This window comes from Pseudoalteromonas sp. SR41-4 (genome assembly GCF_014163985.1).
GTDB classification, from domain to species: Bacteria; Pseudomonadota; Gammaproteobacteria; order Enterobacterales; family Alteromonadaceae; genus Pseudoalteromonas; species Pseudoalteromonas rhizosphaerae.
Map to the genome: position 1 here is coordinate 1 of NZ_JACJEI010000012.1, position 26,489 is coordinate 26,489.

At 39.5% G+C, this 26,489-nt stretch carries 26 protein-coding genes; 10 read left to right on the forward strand and 16 right to left on the reverse strand.

What is annotated here, in order from left to right; all coding sequences use genetic code 11:
* Window positions 1-502 precede the first annotated feature (502 nt).
* From H5180_RS11200 to H5180_RS11210, 3 genes are all read right to left on the reverse strand, one after another.
* Window positions 503-874, reverse strand: a complete 372-nt coding sequence (locus H5180_RS11200) for a hypothetical protein (RefSeq protein WP_182758248.1) — start codon at window positions 872-874, stop codon at window positions 503-505.
* A gap of 108 nt (window positions 875-982) precedes the next feature.
* Window positions 983-1,282: a hypothetical protein gene (locus tag H5180_RS11205; RefSeq protein ID WP_182758249.1), complete on the reverse strand. Its 300-nt coding sequence runs from the start codon at window positions 1,280-1,282 to the stop codon at window positions 983-985.
* A 71-nt stretch (window positions 1,283-1,353) separates the two neighbouring features.
* Window positions 1,354-2,523 (reverse strand): acyltransferase family protein, encoded by a 1,170-nt coding sequence (locus H5180_RS11210; RefSeq protein ID WP_182758250.1) that lies wholly within the window; start codon window positions 2,521-2,523, stop codon window positions 1,354-1,356.
* A gap of 150 nt (window positions 2,524-2,673) precedes the next feature.
* Here H5180_RS11210 and H5180_RS11215 point away from each other — a divergent pair, with 150 nt between their 5' ends.
* Together H5180_RS11215 and H5180_RS11220 are read left to right on the forward strand one after the other, a co-directional pair.
* Window positions 2,674-3,819, forward strand: a complete 1,146-nt coding sequence (locus tag H5180_RS11215) for a sensor histidine kinase (protein ID WP_182758251.1) — start codon at window positions 2,674-2,676, stop codon at window positions 3,817-3,819.
* The gene (locus H5180_RS11220; protein WP_004589566.1) at window positions 3,797-4,411 is read left to right on the forward strand and encodes a response regulator transcription factor; all 615 of its coding nucleotides are present in this window, start codon (window positions 3,797-3,799) and stop codon (window positions 4,409-4,411) included. Before H5180_RS11215 ends, H5180_RS11220 begins: the two co-directional genes overlap by 23 nt.
* Before the next feature lie 21 nt (window positions 4,412-4,432).
* On the opposite strand, the gene H5180_RS11225 is transcribed toward H5180_RS11220, so the two are convergent.
* Both H5180_RS11225 and H5180_RS11230 read right to left on the reverse strand, forming a co-directional pair.
* Entirely contained in the window at window positions 4,433-4,597 is a 165-nt protein-coding gene (locus tag H5180_RS11225; RefSeq protein ID WP_182758289.1) for a hypothetical protein, read from the reverse strand.
* A gap of 233 nt (window positions 4,598-4,830) precedes the next feature.
* On the reverse strand, window positions 4,831-5,484 hold the full coding sequence (locus H5180_RS11230) for a DUF6058 family natural product biosynthesis protein (RefSeq protein WP_145236013.1): 654 nt from the start codon (window positions 5,482-5,484) through the stop codon (window positions 4,831-4,833).
* 170 nt (window positions 5,485-5,654) lie between these two features.
* Between H5180_RS11230 and dapA the strand changes: the two genes are divergently transcribed.
* Together dapA and H5180_RS11240 are read left to right on the forward strand one after the other, a co-directional pair.
* Complete coding sequence (gene dapA, locus H5180_RS11235) at window positions 5,655-6,575, forward strand: 4-hydroxy-tetrahydrodipicolinate synthase (protein WP_182719557.1); 921 nt, start codon at window positions 5,655-5,657, stop codon at window positions 6,573-6,575.
* A 197-nt stretch (window positions 6,576-6,772) separates the two neighbouring features.
* On the forward strand, window positions 6,773-8,074 hold the full coding sequence (locus H5180_RS11240) for a DEAD/DEAH box helicase (RefSeq protein WP_182758252.1): 1,302 nt from the start codon (window positions 6,773-6,775) through the stop codon (window positions 8,072-8,074).
* A gap of 72 nt (window positions 8,075-8,146) precedes the next feature.
* On the opposite strand, the gene H5180_RS11245 is transcribed toward H5180_RS11240, so the two are convergent.
* Window positions 8,147-9,757, reverse strand: coding sequence for an NAD(P)/FAD-dependent oxidoreductase (locus H5180_RS11245; RefSeq protein ID WP_182758253.1), 1,611 nt, complete (start codon window positions 9,755-9,757; stop codon window positions 8,147-8,149).
* 165 nt (window positions 9,758-9,922) lie between these two features.
* On the opposite strand from H5180_RS11245, the gene fdxA reads away from it, so the two are divergent.
* Together fdxA and H5180_RS11255 are read left to right on the forward strand one after the other, a co-directional pair.
* Window positions 9,923-10,246 carry a ferredoxin FdxA gene (fdxA, locus tag H5180_RS11250; RefSeq protein ID WP_145235999.1) on the forward strand — a complete coding sequence of 108 codons (324 nt, stop codon included), beginning with the start codon at window positions 9,923-9,925 and terminating at the stop codon, window positions 10,244-10,246.
* 134 nt (window positions 10,247-10,380) lie between these two features.
* Window positions 10,381-12,612, forward strand: a complete 2,232-nt coding sequence (locus H5180_RS11255) for a carbohydrate binding family 9 domain-containing protein (RefSeq protein ID WP_182758254.1) — start codon at window positions 10,381-10,383, stop codon at window positions 12,610-12,612.
* 50 nt (window positions 12,613-12,662) lie between these two features.
* On the opposite strand, the gene H5180_RS11260 is transcribed toward H5180_RS11255, so the two are convergent.
* The 5 genes from H5180_RS11260 to H5180_RS11280 all read right to left on the reverse strand — a co-directional run bounded on the left by H5180_RS11260 (window position 12,663) and on the right by H5180_RS11280 (window position 16,460).
* The gene (locus H5180_RS11260) at window positions 12,663-13,451 is read right to left on the reverse strand and encodes a hypothetical protein (RefSeq protein WP_145235993.1); all 789 of its coding nucleotides are present in this window, start codon (window positions 13,449-13,451) and stop codon (window positions 12,663-12,665) included.
* A gap of 62 nt (window positions 13,452-13,513) precedes the next feature.
* Window positions 13,514-14,050 (reverse strand): fused DSP-PTPase phosphatase/NAD kinase-like protein, encoded by a 537-nt coding sequence (locus H5180_RS11265; protein ID WP_145235990.1) that lies wholly within the window; start codon window positions 14,048-14,050, stop codon window positions 13,514-13,516.
* Window positions 14,051-14,192: 142 nt separating this feature from the next.
* Window positions 14,193-15,791 carry an AbgT family transporter gene (locus H5180_RS11270; RefSeq protein ID WP_182731581.1) on the reverse strand — a complete coding sequence of 533 codons (1,599 nt, stop codon included), beginning with the start codon at window positions 15,789-15,791 and terminating at the stop codon, window positions 14,193-14,195.
* A 106-nt stretch (window positions 15,792-15,897) separates the two neighbouring features.
* Window positions 15,898-16,200: a hypothetical protein gene (locus H5180_RS11275; RefSeq protein ID WP_182758255.1), complete on the reverse strand. Its 303-nt coding sequence runs from the start codon at window positions 16,198-16,200 to the stop codon at window positions 15,898-15,900.
* Between the two features lie 2 nt (window positions 16,201-16,202).
* On the reverse strand, window positions 16,203-16,460 hold the full coding sequence (locus tag H5180_RS11280; RefSeq protein WP_149980149.1) for a DUF3081 family protein: 258 nt from the start codon (window positions 16,458-16,460) through the stop codon (window positions 16,203-16,205).
* A gap of 162 nt (window positions 16,461-16,622) precedes the next feature.
* On the opposite strand from H5180_RS11280, the gene H5180_RS11285 reads away from it, so the two are divergent.
* Together H5180_RS11285 and H5180_RS11290 are read left to right on the forward strand one after the other, a co-directional pair.
* Window positions 16,623-17,522 (forward strand): redoxin family protein, encoded by a 900-nt coding sequence (locus H5180_RS11285; protein ID WP_182758256.1) that lies wholly within the window; start codon window positions 16,623-16,625, stop codon window positions 17,520-17,522.
* Between the two features lie 66 nt (window positions 17,523-17,588).
* Window positions 17,589-18,869: a flavohemoglobin expression-modulating QEGLA motif protein gene (locus tag H5180_RS11290; protein WP_145235968.1), complete on the forward strand. Its 1,281-nt coding sequence runs from the start codon at window positions 17,589-17,591 to the stop codon at window positions 18,867-18,869.
* 147 nt (window positions 18,870-19,016) lie between these two features.
* On the opposite strand, the gene H5180_RS11295 is transcribed toward H5180_RS11290, so the two are convergent.
* From H5180_RS11295 to H5180_RS11310, 4 genes are read right to left on the reverse strand one after another with little or no spacing between them, the layout of a single operon-like run.
* A complete protein-coding gene (locus tag H5180_RS11295) occupies window positions 19,017-19,820 on the reverse strand; it encodes a DUF1338 domain-containing protein (protein WP_182758257.1) in 804 nt (267 codons plus the stop codon).
* Window positions 19,821-19,867: 47 nt separating this feature from the next.
* Window positions 19,868-21,349: a succinylglutamate-semialdehyde dehydrogenase gene (gene astD / locus H5180_RS11300; protein ID WP_145235960.1), complete on the reverse strand. Its 1,482-nt coding sequence runs from the start codon at window positions 21,347-21,349 to the stop codon at window positions 19,868-19,870.
* 18 nt (window positions 21,350-21,367) lie between these two features.
* Window positions 21,368-22,402, reverse strand: coding sequence for an arginine N-succinyltransferase (gene astA, locus H5180_RS11305; protein ID WP_182758258.1), 1,035 nt, complete (start codon window positions 22,400-22,402; stop codon window positions 21,368-21,370).
* A 44-nt stretch (window positions 22,403-22,446) separates the two neighbouring features.
* Complete coding sequence (locus H5180_RS11310; RefSeq protein WP_145235948.1) at window positions 22,447-23,652, reverse strand: aspartate aminotransferase family protein; 1,206 nt, start codon at window positions 23,650-23,652, stop codon at window positions 22,447-22,449.
* 205 nt (window positions 23,653-23,857) lie between these two features.
* Here H5180_RS11310 and H5180_RS11315 point away from each other — a divergent pair, with 205 nt between their 5' ends.
* Together H5180_RS11315 and H5180_RS11320 are read left to right on the forward strand one after the other, a co-directional pair.
* Complete coding sequence (locus H5180_RS11315; protein WP_145235943.1) at window positions 23,858-24,286, forward strand: Lrp/AsnC family transcriptional regulator; 429 nt, start codon at window positions 23,858-23,860, stop codon at window positions 24,284-24,286.
* 211 nt (window positions 24,287-24,497) lie between these two features.
* Complete coding sequence (locus H5180_RS11320; protein ID WP_182758259.1) at window positions 24,498-25,523, forward strand: GGDEF domain-containing protein; 1,026 nt, start codon at window positions 24,498-24,500, stop codon at window positions 25,521-25,523.
* Here H5180_RS11320 and H5180_RS11325 read toward each other — a convergent pair.
* Complete coding sequence (locus tag H5180_RS11325) at window positions 25,520-26,443, reverse strand: hypothetical protein (RefSeq protein ID WP_145235936.1); 924 nt, start codon at window positions 26,441-26,443, stop codon at window positions 25,520-25,522. The two genes, H5180_RS11320 and H5180_RS11325, sit on opposite strands and share 4 nt — an antisense overlap.
* Window positions 26,444-26,489: the final 46 nt, after the last annotated feature.

The following is a 26,489-nucleotide window of genomic DNA, read 5'->3' on the forward strand; positions in this document are numbered from 1 at the left end:
AAATAAAGCGCTAACTGCGTTATAATTTTTTCAAGTAGAACAACTACATGTCAAAATTTACGCCTTGTTATCACTGTATTTATCTGTCGCTATAAATGGTCAGTAACTTAACACGATTGGTATAAAGTTAAGATAGCTTGAGCTTATTTTAATGCACCTTCGCAGCAGAGCGCGACAAAGAACAAAACCAGTACGGTATCACATAGACCATTGCGACAGCGTAGCCCCTTGGACAATAAGCGTGATCTAATGATGGATAATGCGTAAACAATTACAAGCAGCAACAAGTTTTAACGAAAAGAGCAAGGAGTTGTTTGGTGGTTATCTGAGCCATCGAATAAAAACCAGTGAAAATGACGAATAGCTCTATTTTTGATAGGTAGAAAAGTGCCAAAAACGTACCTTCAAGCGTAAATCGTTTCTGCCCCTTTATGAGTTAACGTAAATACTCTATAGGTCGACTTAGAGCGAAGCAGTCAATCAAAAGTTTTGATGTCTGAAGTCAAGATTTGATCCTCGTTGGCTTAGATTTGCCCTCGTTGGCTTTTTCAAAACGAATGGGCACGAGCTTTTGTAATAGTGGCAAAACAAGCAAAGGCTCAGAGCGATTATCAACACAAACAACGGCATTTGCACTACTCAGCGCTCTCACCAATGCATCAACAGGGGTTATATCATCTACAGATTCAATAAAACAATTGTCTTTCTCAAACTCACTGATATCGTCGAAATATGCTTCAGGCGAAAACCAATATAACTCAAGCGACTTAACTACCACGTTATTGTTGTTTGATAGTTTTTTCCCTAAAACGATGAGGGGTTCGGCTTTTTTACCTAAACGGAGCTTAAGCAAAAGCGTTTTTATCAAATCCATGTGCTTACTCTATGCCCAATAAAATAGTGGCATATTTTATCGTGCATTATTAGATACATTAATAAAACAATAGTTACTTTTATGGACTACCAGCGTTTGTGCTTTAAACTATTGGTTAATTAATTTAATCCACTCTATTGGATTCGACACAATGAATTGATATTTATTACCATCTTTTAAAACGATTTCAATTGCATCACGTGTATAAGACAAAATACCCGCAACTTTACCAGTACACTTACTCACTTTTACAATTTCACGCCGTGTAAACATATAAGGTCCTAACCCAAATTGCGCATTAAACGGTGCAAAATGAATATCGGTGTTGGTTAGCCAAAATCTGCCGTCGGCTTTGATTGCCCCTTGTTGAATCGTTGCGATTGTCGACTTGATTGTTTTTGAATGCATAATAGTATCCCTTTATGTAGCTCTTAATGTTTCAGTTTTGCTGCTTTTAAGTCATTACCAAGTGACGACATTTAAGCTGACTGTATTATCTTTCTCTTGGTTTGCCTACCGTTAAGTAGTGCGCCCAACCACGTATTTTTAACTAATAATAAATAACTTATTTGACCTATAAGTAATGTAACAACCACGCTAATTACAAACTTTACTAAAACTGGCAAATTAGTATTAATCAATGGCATCTGAATATAAATCAGCACTGGCGCATGTATTAAATAAATCCAATATGATGCATTTGATATGCTGCGACTGAGCTTACTTTTGTGATTTAAAAAGCGATGCCCAAGTAAAAACGTTATGGCGGTTAACAAAATAATACTCAGTCCTTGTGATAAAACATGCAATACATATAGCTCTCTCGCTGCGGCAAAATAACCCGAAGTTGCGGCAGCAATCACTTCATCTAAGCTTGGTGCGGCTGGTAATAGAGAAAAATAACCAGTCAGTGATATTGCAACACCTAAAATAAGAGGCCATAAGTACTTATGATATGACGAAATGAGCTGTTGTTTTTTATTAAGCCCCACTCCTAAGCAATAAAAACTGCCGTAAAAACCATACGACCACAACTGTGGCGTGAGTTTATCGGGAGCAGGAAATGGAATAGATTGCCCCATCAAAGAAAGCGTTAACACGATGGGAAGTACAACCCACATAAATAAAGGGTGAGCGCTAAGCCCATCGAATTTATTACCTAATAAGTTAGTTGTTTTCAACAACCAATGAATTAAGCAAAACTGATATAAATTCCACAAAAACCATAAGTGCATAGTGCTAACAACAGGCTCTTTAATGACTTGAAACACAGCAAAAATTGGCGGTATTGGATTAGCTATATCGGCCCCAAAACTCAAGGCATGGTAGTAAATAACAAAGCTTAACGGTAAAAATACAATAAAAGGCAGTAATATATGTTGACTGCGATGGCGTAAAAATCGCGCGTTGCTCGATTGACCTATTAATAACGCACTGCAAAACCCTGCAATAATAAAAAATAACGGCATCCGAAATAAGTGCAGCGTATGCGTAATATAATCAAATAGACCATGTTTGCTTGGGTCTGCTGTAAACCAAATATTACCAAAAAACGGACTGTAGGCTAAAGCGGCATGAAATACAATGCCGAGCAATAGCGCGAGGCTGCGTAAATTATCAATGTAATGTAATCGACTGTCTTTATTCATTAATATGCCCAACTAACTTTTATTAATAAAGCATAAATGAATGAAGTTTAATGGCACTAGTCACAAAGCTCATAGCCCGATCTATGACAGATGTCACTGTTTTTACAACGCGAATTCTGCAATAATAGCCAAAAAAATATGGCCGCAGTAATGGAATCAACTATACGACATACAACCGATTGGCATTTTTCAACATTGGCATCGTGGCTTGGGGTGACATCAGCGTGTGCCTATTATGCAAACTCAGAATTAGCACTATATTTGCAAATCATAGTAAGTGGTTCCATTTTAGCCATTTTGCTGTATGTGTTAAAACAGCCCAACAAATTTGTTCACGGCGCAGCGCTTGGCTATTTCTTGCTTATTTTGGCCATGATACAACTGAGTTCAACGTCCTTAGTTTTTATCCACCTAGTGATGTTCACAGCGGTTTTTAGTCCTCATTTTTCGCTTCCAAAAATACTGGCTTGTGTTGTGGCCGCCATGCTGGTGTATGGTTTAACGCATTATTCGCGCTGGGAAAATGGCATTCCTTGGATCACGTTTACAGTTTGGTTCTTCTTTTGTTTGATGAATTGGTTTGTTAGCCGGCGTATTGTCGAAAGTTTAAATACACATTACCAATCCCGCCAAAACTACAAAGAGTTAAAAGCCACCCAACACATGATGGGGGCGATGCATGCAGCGCAAGAACGACAAAATATATCACGCGAGCTCCATGACTCACTCGGCCATAAGCTTACCGCTCTAAGCATTAATTTAGATTTTGCTAAAAGAGCAGCAAATGAAGCCACCGTTGAAACCCTGTCTCTTTGCCACCAACTTAGCCAAGAAGTATTGGCAGAAGTACGCGAAATCGTTTCCACTCAACGCAATGACAAAACGATACTTAAGCAAGCTATTGAGGCCATTTGCGAACTAACACCTAATTTACACTGTGATCTCCAACTAAGTAAGGAGACAGAGCAGCTCCCTCAAGACTACGCCCTGTGTGTATTGCGCTTTACCCAAGAGATGATCAGCAACACCCTTAAACATACCCAAGCAAACCATTTTACTTTGCATGTGAATGTCTCTCACGTTGGCCAACACCCGCTGTTAATTGCAAAAGCGTATCACAATCAACCAGAGACCCATTTACCAAAACAAGGGAACGGATTAGCAGGATTAAATGAACGAATGGCACAATTTGGCGGTGAATTTTCACAACATCTTGAGCAAGAAACACTGATCAATACCATGACATTACCACTAAATTTAGAAGAAAAAAGCCATGATAAAGTGCCTACTAGTTGAAGATCAGACCTTGGTTCGTTTAGGCCTCGCTAATTTACTTAACCTCGATAGCGCCATTGATATAGAAGCCCAAGCTGAAGATGGCTTGCAAGCGGTTGCACTATTAGCTGAGCATAGTTTTGACATTGCTTTACTCGATATGAGAATGCCGAATTTAGATGGGCTCGGCGTGCTGCAAAAAATGCGCGAGAAGGGTGATAAAACCCCCGTGCTGATCATTACCACATTTGAAGATTGTGATGTATTAGTCAAAGCCCTTAATCTAGGTGCTCGTGGGTATGTGCTTAAAAACATTGAACTTGAAGAACTCATTAGTGCTATAAAGCAGGTCGTTGCAGGAGAGCGAGTATTGCAAAGTGCGGTGACTGACTTTTTACTCAAAAAGCAACTAAGCCCTCAGCTCTGCTTAACGGACAAAGAACAAACCGTATTGCAGTGTTTGTCTTTAGGTATGCCAAACAAAGTGATTGCCAAAAAATTAGATAACTCTGAGGGGACTATTCGTAATCATGTGTCACAAATTCTTGCCAAATTAGACGTAAAAGACCGCACTCAGGCCGTTATAAAAGCCATTAATCAAAACCTAATTTAACACGCGAACAACACCAAATTACTATTTTTGATTAGGCTTAAGTGGTGCAATCAACATAAATAAGAGTAAACAAAACCAACTAATAAACAAACAGACGACTATCCATGCGAGCTTTTCTTGGCGTTCCACTTTTTGTGACCTAGCAATGAGTATGATTGGCATCACCCAAATCTTGATTTCAGACATTAAAGATCTTCAGTGTCTGCTCATGGCACCGAACCGCCCGTCGACTCTAACTCATAACTGTCCAAAAACGCGCTAGAGTGGCCATCTGCCTCGCGCTCAAAGTACTCATTCAGTAAGTTTGGTTACAGTACTCTTAAAAATCATCATATTGCGATTACATTTATGCAAAACTGTGATACGGCACTATTGTTTTTCCTAAAACCTAAAACCTTTCCCCTCGCACCTTTTCTTCTTTACTTAACCGACAAATCATATTTAAGCACCAGTGCATCAATATAACGGGCACGAAGGGTATGTTGTTTTTCGTGTTCGGCACCATGACTAAGCGCGCGATTTAATAGTTTTAAAGCAGGGTGTAATTTGCTTCGCTCTGCTTGTGTGAGGTTTGGCTTTGTGCGTAATTCGGTTATATCATCTACAACTAAGCGACCAATATCAACGGCGGCGATTTCTTCAATTAAGCCATTTTGAGTTAGCACACCGTATTTACTGCATAAAAATTGTTGCCATACTTGTTGCAGGTGCTCTTCTAATTCACAACCAAATAGCTCTTCGTTAAATTCAAATCCTTGTTGAGCTAACTTCGTTAAACTTGCACTGTATTGCTGTGCAAAGTAGTTGAAGGCTTGACTGGATGAATCAATTTTTTGCTTGGCTAAGCCTTGTCCCCAGTTAACGCATCCTCGTGGATAGAAGTCGTCGTATTCTTCGCATTCATATAAACCAGAGTAAGAGCTACAACTAAGCTGATTTTTAATACAGTAACTGGGTTTTGGAAATAACCCGTTTTGTTGCCAAATTGCAAGAGTATCTTCATCGATTGCTAAGGCATGACAAAGCTCTTCGCTGTGATAAAAATGGGTTGCTAAAAATCGTGATAAACGCATAAAAGTGCACTCAAGGTTAGAAAATAAATATACTGTTTATTTATACAGCTGTTTATTTTGGACTAAGCACCTCTACAACACAAGTAATTTAATTAATTAGTTATGCAACACTCGGAAAACGCCTGCTTTTATGTTACAACTACGGCAAGTTTTTTTAAGATTAATTTTTTATGCGCACCCTAGAACAAATTAAACAAGCAAGCCTCATCACAGCAATTAAAACGCCTTATTTAGCCAGTGGTGAAATTGACTTAGCCACCTATGATTATTTAGTTGAACAGCAGATCGCCGCCGGTGTTGATGGTATTGTGGTCGGTGGAACCACAGGTGAAGGCCAGTTAATGAACTGGGAAGAGCATTTAATGCTGATTGCGCACAGCGTTAATAAGTATGCAGATAAGTTGGTGATTGTTGGGAACACTGGCAGTAACAATACCCGCGAAGCCGTTAAAGCGACTGAGTATGGCTTTGCCAGCGGTATGGACGCAGCGCTACAAATTAACCCTTATTATGGCCGCACATCGATTGCCGGTGTGATTGAACACTTCAAACGAGTGCTGGCAATTGGTCCTGCGTTTATCTATAACGTAGCAGGGCGTACAGGACAAGATTTAACCCCTGATATAATTGAACCGTTAGCACAACACGAAAATTTTATAGGTGTTAAAGAGTGCGGTGGTAATGAGCGCATTAATCACTATGAGCAACAAGGCATTGCTTGTTGGTCTGGTAATGACGATGAAGCACATGATGCTCGCCATACTTATAAAGCGCATGGCGTGATCTCGGTAACCTCTAATTTAATTCCTGGTTTGTATCGTCAATTAATGGACAGCAAAAGCGACGCGCTGAACGCGTCATTACAACCTTTGATCAGTTGGTTGTTCTGTGAGCCAAATCCAATTGCAATTAATACTGCATTGATGATGACAGGTGCAGTCAAGCCTGTATTTAGATTACCTTATGTGCCATTAAATGAGCAGCAGCAAGTGCAAGGGGTTACGTTGATCAATCAACTTGATGATGTTGCTGTTGTAGGTGGCTCTAAAGCCACACCATTAAATTTAGAAAATACAATTATTCTGCCATAATTTAGTTTGGGCTTTAAAAGATCGCCAACCATTGTTGTTATTGCTTAGCAAAGTATGCTTTGAAAAGGTCAAACACAAAAATGGCTGTAGAAGAGAAAAGGTAATTCTAGTTGGTTTATATATTTAAAAACTAACTGTTTGCCTTAAATTGCTGTATAATTTGCGACCCTTGATAATGTGGCCGCAGGTTATACAGCATGAATTTTAAATCTTTTAGTTTTGCCCCTGAACTTCTTCAGGCGTTAGATGAACTTAACTATCACACCCTTACGCCCATTCAACGTAATGCTATTCCAGCAGTACGTAAAGGCAAAGATGTTTTAGCCAGTGCCCAAACAGGCACCGGTAAGACAGCTGCTTTTGCTTTACCAATTATTCAAAAATTATCTGAAGTTGAATACACAAAAACTAATGCGCCACGTGCCTTAGTGCTAGCACCAACCCGTGAGCTTGCAGAGCAAATTGCCAATAATTTTACTGATTTTGCAAAGTACACCAAGCTTAAAACTGTGAGTTTATTTGGCGGTGTTAGTACGGTAGGTCAAGTTAATGGCTTAAAAGCGGGTGTCGATATCGTAGTCGCAACACCGGGTCGTTTACTGGATCATATTCGTTTAGGTAATCTAAGCCTTGCTGACGTACAACATCTTGTGCTCGATGAAGCTGACCGTATGCTTGATATGGGCTTTATTGGTGATATGCAAACAGTGATCAATGGCTGTGCTGAAGATCGCCAAATTTTGTTGTTCTCTGCAACATTCCCAGCGGCAATTAAACAGTTTGCTAGCAAAGTACTCAAGCAAGCTGAAATTGTCCGTGTTGATCAAACCAACAGCACTGCTGCAACCGTTCATCACGTGGTTTATCCAGTTGAAGAGCGCCGTAAACAAGAGCTGCTTTCTGAATTGATCGGTAAGAAAAACTGGCAGCAAGTGTTAGTGTTCGTCAACATGAAAGAAACGGCTGATGAGCTAGTTAAAGAATTAAACTTAGATGGTATCCCGGCTGCTGTGTGCCATGGTGATAAAACCCAGGGTAACCGTCGTCGTGCATTAAGTGATTTCAAAGCGGGTAAAGTACGTGTGCTTGTGGCTACAGAAGTTGCCGCTCGCGGGATTGATATTGATGACCTACCACGTGTAATTAATATTGACTTACCATGGCTTGCTGAAGATTACGTACACCGTATTGGTCGTACAGGTCGTGCCGGTAAACAAGGTCAAGCAATCTCATTTGTTAGCCGCGAAGAAGAAAACATGTTGTTTGAAATTGAAACCTTAATCGGTCAAAAAATTCAGCGTGAATACTTGCCGGGTTATGAAGTAAGTAACCGTGAAGTACTGATTGATAAAATTGGCAAAAAACCATCGCATTTGCGTCGTAGCCATTCAAATAAACCATCAGGTCAAGCAACTGGTGAAGCGCGAGCTAAAAACCGTTCACGTATCTCAAACGTACGTAAAACCCTCAAAGGTGCCAAACTTTCGTTAAAGAAATAATGGTATAAGTTAAGTCATTAACACCAAAAAGCCTCAATAAATGAGGCTTTTTTGTGAACAGTGAAAAACTACTTAGCTATTTTTCTCAAGCATAGATAACGCTAATGCTTCAGCGGCCTTTATACCGTCAATGCCTGCGGAAAGAATACCACCTGCATAACCCGCACCTTCACCGGCAGGGTATAGGCCTTGGGTATTGATACTTTGCATGCTTTTATCTCGTTTAATGCAAATTGGTGATGAAGTACGGGTTTCAACGCCCGTTAATAAGCCATCGTTTGATGAAAAACCACGAATTTGCTTATTAAATGCAGGAATTGCTTCACGAATGGCATCAATTGCATATTTAGGTAACACATTTGCTAGATCAGTGAGTTTGATACCTGGTGTGTATGAAGGCTTTACATCGCCTAAGTCACTTGAATCTTTACCTTTCAAGAAGTCGCCAATTAACTGTGCCGGTGCATCGTAATTACTACCACCTAGTTCAAAGGCTTGCTCTTCTAGTTTTCGCTGCAGATCAATACCGGCTAATGGATGACCTGGGAAATCTTCTTCAGGAGAAATCCCCACAACAATGGCACTGTTAGCGTTGCGTTCGCTGCGAGAATACTGACTCATGCCATTCGTTACCACGCGACCTTCTTCAGAGGTTGCTGCAACCACAGTACCGCCTGGGCACATACAAAAACTGTAAACAGTACGGCCGCTTTGACAATGGTGAACCAGTTTGTAATCTGCAGAGCCAAGGATCGGGTTACCAGCATTATCACCAAAACGGCATTCATCGATCATAGATTGTTTGTGCTCAATTCTAAAACCAACTGAAAACGGTTTTGCTTCAACGTAAATCCCTTTATCGTATACCATTTTAAATGTATCACGTGCGCTGTGACCTACCGCAAGCACAACATGACGGGTATCAAGTTGTTCACCGGAGGATAATTTCAGTCCTGTTACTTGGCCATCATCAAGTAGGATGTCATCAACGCGGGTGCTAAAACGAATTTCACCGCCGAGCGCTTCAATACTTGCACGCATTTTTTCAATCATCGTAACCAGCTTAAAAGTACCAATATGCGGTTTGCTGACATACATAATTTCTTCTGGTGCGCCCGCAGCTACAAATTCAGTGATCACTTTACGACCATAATGCTTTGGATCTTTAACTTGGCTGTAAAGTTTTCCGTCAGAGAATGTTCCTGCGCCGCCTTCACCAAATTGCACGTTTGACTCGGTATTTAGAGTACGTTTTCGCCAAAAACCGAAAGTGTCTTTGGTACGTTCACGTACTTCTTTACCACGTTCTAAAATAATGGGTTTAAACCCCATTTGCGCCAGTATTAAACCAGCAAACAGTCCACAAGGGCCAAAGCCTATCACCACAGGACGTTCTTGAATTGTTGCTGGTGCTTGAGCAACAAATTTATAGCTGGTGTCAGGGGCTGGTTTTACATGTTGGTCTTTAGCAAACTGAATTAATAATTGCGCTTCATTATCAACCTCAATGTCGAGGGTATAAATAAGTAAAATGGCGGTTTTTTTGCGGGCATCGTAACCACGTTTAAAGACATTAAAGCTATGGAGTTGGCTGTTATCAATGCCAAGTTTAGTTATAATTGCTTGCTTTATGGCATCTTCGCCATGATCAAGTGGCAGCTTAATTTCTGTTAAACGTATCATATTTAGTCTCTGTTAGGTGTCTTAGCAGTCGCTGACGCGAGTTGCTCACAATAGCGGACTATTTTACGTTAATTTAAGCCTCGATGGCAGCGATTATTTATTGTATTTTGGCTGTGGTTGGGTATGATCTCCAGCTGTATTAAGATATGTTAGGCAAACGTTAAAATGGCATTTGTAGTCACTGAAAACTGTATAAAGTGTAAATACACTGACTGTGTAGCAGTGTGTCCAGCAGATGCGTTTTATGAAGGCCCTAATTTCTTGGCGATCAGTCCGATTGATTGTATTGATTGTGGTTTATGTGTTCCAGAATGCCCCGCTGAAGCAATTTATCAAGAAGATGAATTACCTGATTCGCAACAAGAATTCACCGAACTGAATGCCGAACTTGCTCTTATTTGGCCGCGTATCACTGATGTAAAACCAGCCCCTGAAGATGCCGATACCTGGAATGGTGTGGCCGATAAATTAAAGTTAATTGAGACCTAAAATCTCAGCTTTTTGTCTTGATTAGTTAATTAAAATAACATTTTTACAATCAAACTATTAACAAATGTACCTGCGTGAATTACAATTGCTACTTAACTTACTCATCCGAGTAACTGAGTATTAAATGGATGTTTATGCAGTATATAAAATTAATAACGTTACCTGTCTGGGTTTTAGCTTTCGCTTTATGTAGTACGTTTGCACACGCTGAGCAACAACAATTTAGTTTAGCGCACATTGATCAAGGTATTGATCTTGATGGTGAGTTGAGCGAACCGCACTGGCAACAAGCCACTTTAATCCCTTTACGCTATCAAAATGAACCCAACGAAAAAGGCATACCACCTGTAAAAACAGACGCTTATATCTATGAAGATGGCAACTATTTATATCTTGGTTTTGTTGCTTATGATAATGATCCCAGTCAAATACGTGCAGCACTTCGAGATCGCGATACATTATGGTCGGATGATAATGTCGCATTGATGATTGATACTTTTAACGATGAGCGAACAGGTTATGAGTTTTACGTAAATCCACTCGGTGCACAAGGTGATATGCGCATGACCGATACCGATGGCTGGACTGAAGACCCATCGTGGGATGCGATTTGGGACAGTGCAGGGCAAATAACTGACCAAGGTTATACCGTAGAGATGCGCATCCCGTTCACTGCATTGCGTTTTCCTAAAAATAAAGCCGATATGACATGGGGGTTTGCGCTGTGGCGTAATTATCCTCGAGATGTTTTATATCAATTATCCAATGTAGGTTTTGACCGCGACGTGAAATGCAGTTTTTGCCAGTTTGATAAAATAACAGGCTTTAATGCCATGGAGCCGAGCAAAAATATTCAATTAACACCGACCTTGACCGCTCTTCGCAATGATGTGAAAGAGGCTGTACCAGGGGATTGGCAAAATGGTGATATTGAGACTGAAGCTGGACTCGATTTACGTTGGGGGATCAGCCAAGATGCGGTTATTAATGCCACAATTAATCCCGATTTCTCGCAAGTAGAGACCGATAGTTTAGAGTTGGATGTCAATACCACATACTCTATTTATTATGCTGAGAAACGCCCGTTCTTTTTAGATGGTGCATCGTATTTCAAAAGCAGTTTATTTGAGCTTTTATATACTCGTACAATTGCCGAGCCTGAAATTGGCGCCAAAATAACCGGTAAAACAGATGCACATAGTTATGCTTTTATGTATGCCGATGATGAAAATACCAGTCTTTTTTTACCGACTAACCAAGGTTCTGGCTTTGCTAATTTAGCTGAAAAATCAAAGTCAGCGGTTGGCCGATATCAATACGACATTGGCGAGCAGGGCACTATTGGGGTGATGAGCACCCACCGTGAAGCGAATGACTATCACAATACCGTACTGTCGGTAGATGGTAGTTATTGGTTTAATCAAACAGATAGTGTGTTGTATCAAGTTGCTACCTCTGATACTAAAAACTCCGCTTTTTTAACTGATAATTATGGCTTGGAGAAAAATCAATCTGATCAAGCTTATAAGATCGAGTTTGCTCGCGAGAAACGGGATTATAAGCTACTTGCCAGTTACGAAGATATTGGTGAGGATTATCGTACCGATGTTGGCTATCAAGGAAAAGTAGATTATAAAAAAGTGTTACTAGGCGGCGGGCAAACTTGGTACTTAGACGCAAGTGAGATGATAACCGAATATTCTTATAATGTTGATTGGGACAAAACCTGGGCGCAAGATGGTAGCTTGCTTGAAGAAGAGTACGAAGGGTATATTTTTTTAAAAGGCCAATTACAGTCATCCTTAGAGTTTGGTTTGATCCATCGTAATGAGAGCTATAAAGATGATTTTTATAATCAAAATATCGGCTTTATTTATGGTGGTTTTAACCCAAGCAAAGATTTACGTATTACGCTCTATAGTGAGTTTGGTAGTAAAATAGATTACAGTAATGAGCAGTTAGGTGATTTATTTACTCTAGAGCCAGAACTTACCTGGGACATCAATGATCATTGGCAACTACAGCTTGAACACAGTTATAGCCGTTTAGATAACCCACAAGGTGAAAATGTATTTACAGCGAATCTAACCGATTTACGAATTTATTATAAATTTAATATGCGCTCGATGCTGAAACTGATTATACAGTTTGAAGATATCGACCGAAATCAAAATGCTTATTACTTTGCTGTAAATCACATCAACCGAGATTATGGCAGTCAGCTTGTTTACTCATATAAAATTAACGCACAAACATTATTTTACTTGGGTTATTCAGATAAAGGCTATCAAGATGACTCATTAAAAAGTATAGAACGCGATCAACGTACTTTCTTTACTAAATTAAGTTATGCATGGCAGCTTTAAATTACATTTTAAAAAAGCCCTTAGTATTTAACTAAGGGCTTTTTTTATTGCTATAAATTACGAAAATATGCATCAACAAACTGTTGTTGGTTTGGTGCTTTTGGCGCTGTAGTAAATTTGATTAATGAGTCGGTATGACGCAGTTTTAGTTCATTACTAAATTCACAATCAACCTGATTAAATTGTTGTACTTTAGCTTTAAATTTAGCTGATTGTTGGCATTGCTTTGCTAATGAGTTGGCTACTTGTGCACAATATGCGCCAACGGCATAAGTTTGTAAGGTTTTATCATCAAGTGCTTGCCAATTTACTGAGGTGGCTATGTCTTTCTCACACTGTAAATTTAGCTCTTTACTAGCGTCAGTAAGTGCGATTTGTGATTGTTTAATTGCATTATCGCGATCAAACTTAGCTAGTTTTAACTGAATACCTTGCTCAAGTTGGCTTATATATTGTGCATAGGTATCTTCGCTTATTCCTTTTGCTCGCTTATCTTTTAGTTCACTCAAATAAATTGCTTGGCGGCTATTTGGCAAATATAGTGTGTAGCTACAACAGCTATAACCTTGCTCTTTCGTGACGAGTGCTCGCTGTTCCCCGTCAAACGTGTATTTGTAAGCTTGTATACTTCCGTGAGGTTTCAGAGCGGTTAAAAAAACCACTTCGTCAATAGGACTATTTACCCCAACGACTTTGACCAATGCTTGGCTGTTATCAAGGGTATTAATAATAGTCACTTGCTCGCCACTTGATGACTCAAGTACAAGAGGATATTTTTGTAATTCTATCGCGTAGCTACAAGTGCAGAATAAACTGAGTAACAGAAAGATATTTTTCATTGTTAAATCCATTTAAAGTTAAACAAAATAGTTAAACATTTTAACATAGCTAACGTGTTATTTTAATGCTCTTTTATTTTATAGGTTGCTATGGCGTCTCTTACCACAGGTTCAAGACCTTGTAAGCCCCATTGCTTACCTGTTTCAATCGCTTTTTCAATTGGTTGGTTAAGCTCTATTGCGTTATAAAGTGCAATCAGTGCACCAACTCGGTTACCACTTGCACAATGCAGTAATGTTGGGCTCTCAGATGCTTGCGCTAATAATTGCTGCAGCTTTTTTGCATTTTCAATATTGATATCGGCTCTTGATGAAATGGGCAGTGAAAAGTATTGCAGTCCTAAATTGGTCACTAAAGCCTGTTCATCCCAATTATTTTCCCCATCCCCGCGTAAATTAATCACATACTTTATACCTTGCTTTGCAAGCTGCTGAAATTGCTCTTTAGAAGGTTGTCCTGCAGTATAGATGTGTTGTTGCGGGTTCGCATAATTAGTTAATGCAACGGACTTTATATTTACTGATGGGAGTGGCTGCGCATAACTTGTTATGCTGATCAAAGAACATGCTAAAGTGATAATAAAAAATACTATTTTCATAATTTTAGATCTCGTTGAAGTTGCTAGTAATGTGGCAATTGTATAAGTAGTTACTATTATTAAAGCAGATAGTTTAGTTTTTCAAACAGGTTAGAGTTACTCAATAATAATGCCAGCAACAGCTGGCATTATTTATCGGTTATTAAGGTGTGTAATAAATTGGTGAGCCAGGCCCTACTGGCAGACCAAATACAAACACCCACAAATAAAACAGAGCAACCCAACCGACAAAGAAAATCATACTATAAGGCAGCATGGTGGCGACTAAAGTGCCTATTCCCATGTCTTTTTTATATTTAGTGGCAACGGCGAGGATCAAGCCAAAGTAACTCATCATTGGGGTGATCAAGTTCGTGACAGAATCACCAATCCGATAAGCCGCCTGAATGGTCTCTGGCGCATAGCCAATCAACATGAGCATAGGTACAAATATTGGCGCAGTGATTGCCCATTGTGCAGATGAAGAACCTAAGCTTAGATTAACTAATGCACACATTAATATAAATAACACAAATACTTCAGGACCAGTCAGATTGAGGGCTTGTAACATAGCAGCGCCATTTATGGCTAAAATAGTCCCTAAGTTAGTCCATTTAAAGAAGGCAACAAACTGCGCGGCAAAAAATACTAATACAATGTACATGCCCATTGAGCTCATACTTTTGCTCATTGCGTTGATCACGTCTTTATCATTTTTCATGGTGCCTACTACACGGCCATAAACGAAACCTGGTATACCAAAGGTAATAAAAATAAATACCACAATCCCTTTAGAAAAAGGCGAGTGGGCAAATAAGCCTGTTTCAGGATGGCGCAAAATACCATCTGCAGGCACGATTGTCCAAGCAAGTAGTAGTGATACTAACAATAAAGAAAATCCAGCCCATTTTAAGCCTGATTTTTCTTTAGCAGTTAAGCCTTCTATATTATTCTGCGCCAGATCAGCACTGGCATCGTCGGGGTTGTATTTTCCAAGGCGGGGTTCAACAATTTTTTCAGTAACGATGGTGCCTAATACGGCAATCAATAAAACTGAAATCATCATAAAATACCAGTTTGCTTCAGCGCCAACTTGGTAAGTTGGATCAATCATTTGTGCTGCCGGAGTCGTAATACCTGCAAGCAATGGATCAATCGTACCTAACAATAAATTAGCACTGTAACCACCTGATACACCAGCAAAAGCAGCGGCTAAGCCGGCTAAAGGATGACGCCCTAAACTATGGAAGATCATTGCGGCTAAAGGGATTAATACAACATAACCAAGTTCAGATGCGGTATTAGATAATATAGCGGCAAATACCACCATAAAAGTAACTAAGCGTTTTGATGCCCCCATTACCATGCCACGCATTGCAGCAGATAATAGCCCTGAATGTTCGGCAACGCTGACACCTAATAGTGCAACAAGCACAGTGCCTAAAGGGGCAAAACTAGTAAAATTAGTAACAAGACCGGTGACGATACGTTGTAAGCCTTCAGCACTTAATAGACTCACAACTTCGATAACGCCGTCAGCTTCACGACCTGCGGAGCCAATTGGGCGAGGATCAATTGCAGTTAATCCAAACCAATCAGCAATACCACTGAAAACAATAATGGCCACACAAAATAGGGCAAACAAGGTGATTGGGTGGGGTAACATATTCCCCAAAAACTCAACAGAGGCTAAAAATCGGTTAAATAATCCCGATTGTTTTTCTTCACTCGATGAGTCGGCAGTGTCGACGGCTTTTGACATAGCAAGGCTCTTAAAATTTAAAATTTCCGCAATCTATCATTTTTAAGCATTATTATCATCAATAAACGGTGGTTTACCAGATGGGTACGATAAACTGTCAATTAGGCTATAGAATTCCTTTGAAAAGTAATGGATAGCGACGTAATCGCTGGCCAATATAGTCATCCGCTAAGATTTGCTGACAAATATCTTCAATATTATCAGAAGCTTCAAACACCCAGTCGAATCGTTCGATTGCAGTTAAAAACCCTCGCTTCAGGAACCGTTGTTGCCGATACTCCTCAAGATTACCTTTAATTATGGCAAGCTTACTTTCATCGTCGCGTAATTCTTGCACAACCTTGGCTATAAAATCTGTATGTTGGTTGTGCTTGTTAGCTGAGCGAATGCGGGGTTTGCTGTTATACACAATTACACCTCATTGATTATATTTTCCAGCTTTTTAAGGAAGTCATCTTTATGCTTCTCATGTTCATAATCGAGATGATAGGTGTTGTGAAAACCAAATCTGAGCAATACGCCACTGCCTTTAAGATAAATGGTATAACCATCAATATCTGAAAATGCGGTTAATCCTTTATAGTGTTTCCCTTCATTATTTATCTCACCATGTTGGATGATCTGCTCATAGACAGCTAATATTTGTTTTCCTTCGATGTCATTTTTCATCACTACTCCAAAAGTTGCTTTGATAATTAAATTGATACGAAACCTAACTCTATTTAGTTTATACCATGTAATGATAAATGATCGAAAAGTTCACCGATGTCGCAAAATTACAATCTGCTGAGAAAGCGACCATGCTAAGGTGAATTTATTTTAGGGATAACAATGATGAAGTTTAAATATATTAAGCTGTTGTGGGTCTTTTTGTACTTTTCATGCAGTCAACATTTGTTAGCAAATGAGTCAAATTTGGTTTTAAAAAACCAACAGGGTGAACTGTTCGAGCTGAATAAAATCGTTGGCAAAAAGCCTGTGTATTTAAAATTTTGGGCGACTTGGTGTAAACCGTGTATGGAGCAAATGCCACACTTTCAGCAGGCCTATGAACAGTATGGAGATACAATTGATACAATAGCGATTAACATTGATCTAAATGATGATCCTACTGCTGTTGCAGCTGTTAAAAAAGAGTTTAATTTAACCATGCCGATCATGAGTGATCATACCGCAAAAGTTGCTCAGCATTATCAATTTATAGGCACTCCTTTTCATGTATTACTCGATAAAACGGGCAAAGTTATTTTTCAAGGCCATGAAGCAGATAAAGCACTTGATAATACACTGCGATTATTATCACATGACGGCGTGGTGGCAAAGGCCCACTTGTTAGATGAAGGTAATAAGCAAGCTGCGACTGCTTTAGTTATTCCAGAGTTTGGCTTAAAAGCAATATTATATACGGCAACGTGGTGTGATTGGTATTTAGCTGATACTCGCCCGAAGATGGCAACAAACTGTGCCGCAGCTCAAAAGCAAATCAATCTATTAACCAATCAGGGAATTGATACTGAAGCTAGGGTTAGCCAATTATGGACAGATCAAGCAGCTGTTGATGAATATATCGAAAAATTTAAAGTCATACATCCGGTGTACATTGATCACGGTAATGATTTATTTATTGATAATAAAATCAGTAGTGTGCCTACCTTGGTCATTTATAAAAATGGACACATGGTTAATCGTATCAGCGATTTTTCTAGCCCTGTAAATTTGCAAAGTAAGTAATAATTTGCTTTGAAAACGAGCAAATCTAGCCTATCCTCTAGGCTCATTCATCAGTGAGCTTAGAGCATGATAGATAAGGCGTTATTACTTAAAACTCGCGAGTTATCAGATCGATTAATCGCCCTACAAACCCCGATCCGCATCTTAGATGCGATAAATTGGGATAAAAGCATAAAAGAAGAGTTTTTTAGACAAAAATGTCAAAAAAACCCACTGGTTGATAAAGCCTATTATCAGCAACGGGATCTAGGTTTTGTACCTAGCGAGCTACGCCAAGCATTTTCTGATCTAAACCGTAATATCATTAGCCAGCTTGGGCAACTCAATCCTATCGCTCAATATATGAGTAAAATGTGCAGCGAGTACAAAACGGTATTGAGTATGCTTGAATACCGTGGCACTGCTGAATTTCATGATTTATCTGTAGAGTTGTTTGGTCATCCAAAAGATTTATTTCATGCCGGTGAGCCATCGTTATCAGAGCTTGCAAATATGCTTGAGTTACCGCTCAAAAATCTATTAGCGGCCGATATTTTACCTGATGATCCTAAAAATATAGATGCTGATGAAGCCGTTCGGATTCTAGCTGAACAAGTACGTTTAAGCATGCCAGGTATCGATGTTGAAGTGGTCATTAGTGATGGGATCGTCAGTGATGCAGCTGCTGGTGCTAATAATATTAAGCTAAATCAAGATGTAAAGTTTTCTCAACGAGAGCTTGATATTTTAGAAGTACATGAGGGCTGGATCCACGTCGGTACAACGCAAAATGGTTTAGCTCAGCCATACTTAACCTGTTTAAGTAAAGGCACGCCAAGTTCAACAGTGACACAAGAGGGGCTGGCAGTACTAACCGAAATCATCACCCTTAAATCAACACCTCGACGTTTAGCGAAGTTAGTAAATCGTATTCAAGCGGTGACCAAGGTAATTGATGGGGCTGAGTTTGTTGATATATATCGTGATTATGTTGCTCAAGGCTTGAGTAAAGATGAGAGCTATACATTGGCCCAGCGAGTATTTCGTGGCAGTACCGCAACAGGGTTGCCATTTACTAAAGATATCGCTTATATCAAAGGGTTTGTATTGGTTTACAATTTAATTCGGGTTGCGATACAACTTGGCCGCATCGATCAATTACCTTTGCTGTTAGTGGGTAAAATCTCGATTGATGACTTTAGACTAATATCGCAATTACATGATTTAGGTGTAATTGAAGACCCTAAGTTTGTTCCACCACATTTTAAAGATTTACGTGGTTTAGCAACGTGGCTTAGTTTTGGCCGTTTTATTGGTGATTTGTCATTTGAACAGTTAGAAAACGACTATAAACCACTATTTATATAGTGACTCATAATCCTAGTATAAAAACAATAAAAACGCAGTTGTTCATTACAACTGCGTTTTTTCTATCGTACAGCTAAGTACTTTATGAAATCAGCCAGTAAGCACCCAGCTTTAAACACATGCACTTATGATCTGAATCTAGATTAATTAACGTGCATTGGTGCTTTCAAAGATTTTATCGGCCGATGCAGCAACGAAACCGGTATATAGTTCACCATCAGGTTTCGCATAACGCAGGGCAAACTCATAAAAACAACTAGGTACGCTCATCGTCGTGTCACTAAACTCTACGGCAAAGTCATCGGCAAGGGTTGATGATTGCTCAAGTAATACCTCAGGTGAGCCTTTTACTTCACCGCCTGAAATATTAAGGGCAAAACCGGCATCTTTAAGCGCTTGGTTAACGTCTTCAATTTTATCAAATTTGGCAAGTTCATTAATGTTCACGGTGAAATGATTAGCACGGTAACCCCATGCTGACATCCACGCTGCATATTCGCTTTCAGCGAGTAACTGTTTATAAGTTTCAGAGCTTACTTGCCAATGGGTGCCTGAGTATAAGAAGTTTTCTGCGGTTACGGCATCTGCATCTATGCTGGCAACCAGCTCATTAACGATGTTTTGCAGTTGTTCAGAACATTGCTCTACAAGTAATTCAGAAATAAATACTTTTGGTTGCTTTGGATCGCTATGCTCATAATGTTTAGCATACAATTTTTTAGCTTCAAAATGATATTCACCACATTCTTTATAACCGACGGCTAAGAAATGGGCGGCTAACTTTTCCAGACCAATTTTTTCATGATTGAAAGTGCGTAGTGCAATATGGTCGTTGATCACATCATCTTGTTGTGTCGAGCCTAATAGCTCATGAACTTTTACAGCTGACGGTGTTACCGCTAGGTAGTTTTGCCATAAGTTGTCAAAAAGGGCATTTACATCTGTGTGCATTTTTAATTCCTTAATTTAATTTCTGCAGCCGTTAAGCTGCAGACTGATTATTCAATAATTAAGCCCGGCGCAAGGGTACTTGGTAAACTAACGCTTGGTGCTTCAACAGAGGCTACTGGGTATGAGCAGTAATCTGCGGCGTAATAGGCGCTCGCTCTGTGGTTACCACTGGCACCAATACCACCAAATGGCGCGGCACTTGATGCACCGGTAATTGGGCGATTCCAGTTAACAATACCGGCGCGAATATGTTTTAAGAAGTGCTCATAATCTTCACTTGAGTCACTTAAAAGCCCAGCCGATAAACCAAATGAGGTATTGTTCGCTTCCACAATTGCACTGTCAAAGTCGCTATAGCGATAAATTTTAATTAATGGGCCAAAGTGTTCTTCATCTGCGATGCTGGCCACATTTGTTACATCGATAATACCAGGGCTTACAAAACCAGTGCCTGGTTTTAAGTGTTTTAGTTCAACTAAAGGTTCAGCTCCCATATCAATCAATTGTTGCTGAGCGGCGACCATCCCAAGCGCTGCTTTTTCGCTGATCATAGCCCCCATGAAAGGTTGTTCTTCGCTAAAGCTGTCTGCAACTTTAATACTTTTAGTTGCGGTGATCAGCTTTTCTAAAATAGCATTACCATTAGCTGTATTTGCAATAAATACCCGACGGGCGCACGTACAGCGCTGGCCAGAAGTTATAAAGCCGGATTGGATAATATCATGCACGGCAGCATTTACGTCAGCCACATCTTTAACTATGAGCGGGTTATTCCCCCCCATTTCTAGCGCTAAAATTTTACCTGGATGTCCAGCAAACTGCTTATGTAATAAATGACCTGTGTTTGAGCTGCCAGTAAAAAACAACCCATCGGTATCTTGGTGGCTAGCAAGTGCAATACCGGTGTCAACTTCACCCTGAATAAGGTTGATCACCCCAGCTGGCAGGCCTGCTTTTAACCATAACTCAAGTGTGTATTGAGCAACAAGTGGGGTTAGCTCAGATGGTTTAAATACGACGGTATTACCCGCTAAAATTGCCGGTACTATATGACCATTAGGGAGGTGGCCTGGGAAATTATAAGGGCCAAAAATAGCCACTACTCCATGCGGCTTATGACGAATAAAAGCTTTAGCGCCGGGCATTGGATTTTCAGTAGTGCCTGTTCGTTCATTATGAGCTTTTATTGAGATCGCCACTTTGCCTGTCATAGCACCCACTTCGGTGCGTGTTTCCCATAGTGGTTTACCTGTTTCGCGGGCAATGATAGTCGCAAACTCTTCGCTATTTTCTTTTAGCTGGCTGACAAAACGTTCAAGAACCGCAATACGCTCTGTAATTGGGGTATTTGCCCATGTAATGTGTGCCTGACGAGCTGATTTAATGGCTGCGTCTACTTGTTCTTTACTTGCCGCTTTACCTTGCCAAACAATGTCCCCGTTACTTGGGTTTATTGAACAGAAATCATGACCTAAGCCAGTTTGCCATTGGTTATTGATTAGTTGGCTGTTGTGCGTATTAACGCTCATAGAAACTCCTACAGAGGTTTACAGACGGAAAAACCGCGCTGCATCTCCTTGTTTTAATTTAAGTGCTTTTGCAACTTCACTGCTAATAATCAAGGTATGTTTAGCATGATTATAATGTGCATGTTTTGTGAAAGTGGCTCTGAAGTCATTCACGCCTTGATTACAAATAGCTAAGGTGTCGGAACTTTGTTGATTAATATGATCAAGTTCACCTATGGTAATAGGGCATACTTGAGATTCACGGATGCTACGTATATTGCCAAGTTTGGCTTCAACTGTTGGCCCAGCATCAAATAAATCAACGTAACCTCGATGCTCAAAACCTTCTTTTTCAAGCAATTTTAGTGCAGGTTTAGTGTGCTCGTGTACTTTACCAATTACAGCTTGCGCTTTTTTGCTTAACAGGTTGGCGTAAATAGGGTACTTGGGCATTAATTCACTAATAAATACTTTATCGCCTAAGCCGACTAAATGATCGGCTAGTGGGAATTCAATACTGAAAAAATGTTCTTCAAGCCATTGCCAAAATGGAGAATGGCCGTTTTCGTCACTAACGCCACGCATTTCTGCAATGATGGTATCGGCAAAACGCTCACTGTGTTGAGCCATAAACAAAAAGCGTGAACGCGATAAGAAACGTCCTGTTAGCCCTTTGCGGCTATCTTCACGTAAAAATAGTGTGCATATCTCTGAGCAGCCGGTGTAATCATTACACATGCTGAGAATATCAACGGTGTTATATACGTCAAGAGTGCGTGAATGATGAACCGTTTTACCTAAATGATAGTGATACAAAGGAACGTTCATACCGACCGCCGCTTCAATCGCGGTAGTGCCAACGACTTGACCTGTTTCACTGTCTTCTAATACAAATAGGTAGCCCTCGTCTTGAGGCTTATTAATGTTTTTTGCAAAGCTCCTTTCTGCTCGTTCAATTTTCTCTAGCAACAAGGCATCATCAACAGGTAATGATGTAAAACCATGGCCTGACTCTATTGCTATTTGTTTTAGTGAGTCAAAATCATTTGCGGTTATAGGACGTAATACTTGCATTTAAAAGTGCTCCATTAACACCCTAAACAGGGCGTTAAATTAGGTTAACCGTTTACAACGTCTGCTACGGCTTTTTCAAAGCGCACTAGACCTTCTTTAATGTCCTCAAGTGGGATCACCAGCGAAGGCGTAAAACGAATAACATCAGTACCAGCAACTAAGCTCATTAGCCCTTGTTGAGTACTTGCTACTAAGAAGTCGCGAGCGCGCCCTTCAAACTTGCTGTTTAGTACGGCGCCTAATAATAGACCTTTACCGCGTACTTCACTAAATACGTCGTATTTTGCGTTGATCGCTGCAAAACCATCACGGAAAAGCTGTTCACGCTGTTTAACGCCGCTTAGCACTTGTTCGGTATTCACGGTATCAAATGCCGCTTCTGCCACTGCACACGCTAACGGGTTACCGCCATAGGTTGAACCATGCGTGCCCACTTTAAGATGTGCTGCAATATCAGAAGTGGTGATCATCGCACCAATAGGGAAACCGCCACCCAACGCTTTTGCTGTTGTTAAAATATCTGGTGTCACGCCTAATTCTTGGTATGCGTATAGTGAGCCTGTACGGCCTACACCCGTTTGTACTTCGTCAAAAATAAGCAATGCATTGTGTTTATCACACAAAGCACGCACACCTTTGATAAATTCATTATTTGCAGAGATAATGCCGCCTTCACCTTGCAGAGGTTCCATCATTACGGCACAGGTTTTATCGCTGATCAGTGCTTCAAAAGCAGCTAAATCATTGTAGTCACAATGATCAATTGCGGCTGGTTTAGGACCAAAACCGTCAGAATATGCGGTTTGGCCACCCACAGTTACGGTAAAAAAGGTACGACCATGAAAGCCTTTGTTAAATGCGATTATTTGGCTTTTATCAGCACCATGTACATCCAATGCGAAACGACGTGCGAGTTTTAGCGCTGCTTCATTTGCTTCTGCGCCTGAGTTTGCAAAGTAAACTTTGTCTGCAAATGTTGCGTCGGTGATTTTTTTAGCTAATCGAAGTGCTGGCTCATTAGTCATGACATTGGATAAGTGCCAGATTTTTTCGCCTTGCTCTTTTAACGCATTAACAAGGGCTGGGTGACAGTGACCTAAACAGTTGACCGCAATACCGCCAGCAAAGTCGATATATTCTTTATCGTTTTGATCCCAAACACGAGAACCTTGGCCACGCACCGGAATAACCTCTGATGGGTTATAGTTAGGGACCATTACGTCGTTGAATAATTCTCTTGTTACTTGCATTTGTTACACCTAATTCTGGCTTAATATGAAAAAAAACAAATTGCATTTGATGGGTTAATCAAGCCGTTATTACCCTGCAATAATGTGCTTTAATAATTTTTCTTATTTACTACCGCTATTATCTGAGTTCAAAGCTTAAATTTGCAGTGCTATTTTGTGAAAAATGATTAAAATAAAATACAAAATGACGAGGTTAATAATCAATATGATAACTATACAAGACGAAAAGCTACTTTCTATACTTCGCACGAATGCCAGAGCGAGTATTTCTGATCTTGCCAGGGCACTTAACTTATCACGCTCAACGGTACAAAGTAGGATGTTAAAGCTAGAAGAGACTGGAGTGATAAAGGGCTACAGTGTTGACTATGGCGATGCGTACTTAAGTGCCATGGTATCGGCCCATGTATCGATTAAGGTAAAGCAAAAACTAACCACTAAAACTAACCTCGAGCTCAAGCAGATTGATGCCATCTCACAATTGTATGCTATCAGTGGTGAGTTTGATTTAATTGCAGTTGTGCAAGCACAAAATCTAGAAAAACTCAGCCATTTACTCGATGATATTGGTAATTTAGATGGAGTTGAACGTACGACTTCTTCTGTTATTTTAGAAACAAAATTTAAACGCTAAGTTGACGATAAATACAGAATGTCATACTTTCTATTGTGACTAAACAGTATTTACACACTACACTTACGACTAGCACTGGGTTTTCTTACTCGTTAATGTAATTATGAGAGCAAATTTTATTGACGTTTTTGTTTGATTTATATTTTTATAATCTTTTATACGGGTAATTAGTCATAATAAGAATGTTCAGTTATTTGAATAGAGGATCCTTATGGAAGAAAACTTATTAAATTCACTAATTAAAATAACCAAAAACCGTGATGTAGATTCATTGGAATATAGCTTGATCTCGACGATCCAAGAATTTGTTGGTTGTACAGAAATTGTAGTTTATAAGGATTTAGACGTGCAAAGTGATTTAACGATTGAGCGCAGTATATCGTTAAAAGTAATCAATGGTAATCAGTTTGAGTGGGCGCAACGTCAAGTTGTTGATTCACCAGAGCCTGAACTGTTGTCATGTTTGCGCTCAGCTTGCATTATTACTGTACAGTCTGCTGATGGTATCGAGAAACGTTGGTTACCAATATCTTTGCAAGAAAAGCCGATAGGTGCAATTGCTGTTGTTTGCAAAGGTTTAAAAAGCTCGGATCAGGTTTTGCTTAATGCCTTTTGCCGTATTTATGAAAATTATTTATTTATCTTGCATGAGAATGAACGGGATCAACTGACTGGTCTGTTAAATAGGCAAACATTTGATAAAAAAATAAAGCAGCTAATTGAAAAGCAAGTAATTAAACAGCATAAAACGGTTAAAACGGATGATAATCGCAAGCGAAAGCTCAGTTCAACATCTTGGTTAGCAATGCTTGATATTGATCATTTCAAAAAAATTAATGATAGCTTTGGTCATGTTTGTGGTGATGAGGTTTTATTGTTACTTGCACAAAAAATGCGTCACTTCCTGCGTTCAACAGACTTGATTTTTCGCTTTGGTGGTGAGGAATTTGTGATAGTGTTTGAACCTACTAACTTTGAATCTATCGAAAAGAAAATGAATGAGTTTATGGAGATGATCAGAGACACTCATTTTCCATTTGTTGAAAATATGACTGTAAGTATAGGCATGTGTCGTATCAGTCCTTATGATTTCCCTATTACTGTATTGGAAAATGCGGATAAGGCACTTTATTATGCAAAAGAAAATGGTCGCAATAGGCTGTGCTTTTATGAACAGTTAATGGAAAATAACTTAATTAACTCAAACGACAAAAGCACTGATATAGATTTATTTTAATCTGACGCCGTTGGTATTTTCTTAATGATGGTTTTTTTTACTTCATCGAGTTTAATGACATAGGCGTTACCGCCAATTCCTTTAAATTCTTCATCGGTAAATACAATGGTATTTTCATCATAAAATGTAATCGCTTCTTTTTGAGTCACAATACCCAAATCTATCCGCGATACGTCTCCTGAGAAAAACTTATCACCAGTAAAGTTTTCAAATAACCAAATGCTTGTTGAATCTAGTAATACTAACTTTGTACGATCGGGGCTAAGTGCCGCTGAAGTTATCCAACAGAGCTTTTCCATCGTTGTACAAGTTTTAAAGGAATCTATTAACTGCGCATCAAAATTCGCTGCATGATCGCCAACTTTATACAAATTTGTAATCCCATCAAACGGTTCCGTACGGTTTTTAGTAAACAAATATAAGTGGCGGCCAAAGGCTACAAATGCTTCTAGGTCAAAGTTTCGTTTATCTGGAGTGATAGGGCTACCGTCGAGTTCTGGATAAGTGAACTTGATAATTTCAGCTTCGGTGGTATCAGTTTTAATGTCGATGGGATTTTCTATTTTATAAATAGTGAGCCATTTACGTTCTTGATTATTATTACCAAAGTCTCCTAAAAAGAAGTGCCCAAAATCATTCTGAGTCATATCTTCCCAATCAATGTTTTTCGCATTAGTAACCAGTACCTCTTTGGCGATAGAGCCATCTTCGTTGAGACGATAAAGTTTTGCTTCATTACCGCCATCATTTATTGCCCATAAGCGCTTGAATTTATCAAATTCGATCCCCGATATTTCTTTTAGTTTAGGATCAACACTGAGTTTCTTTTTGCTGTATAAGGTATAAATTGACATGCTAGTAAGAATAACACTAACTAAAATTACGATTGAGATTAAGGAAAAGAGACTTTTTTTAAGCATGTAAGATGGGGGATTGGATACTAATTATTAAGTATTATTATCTATT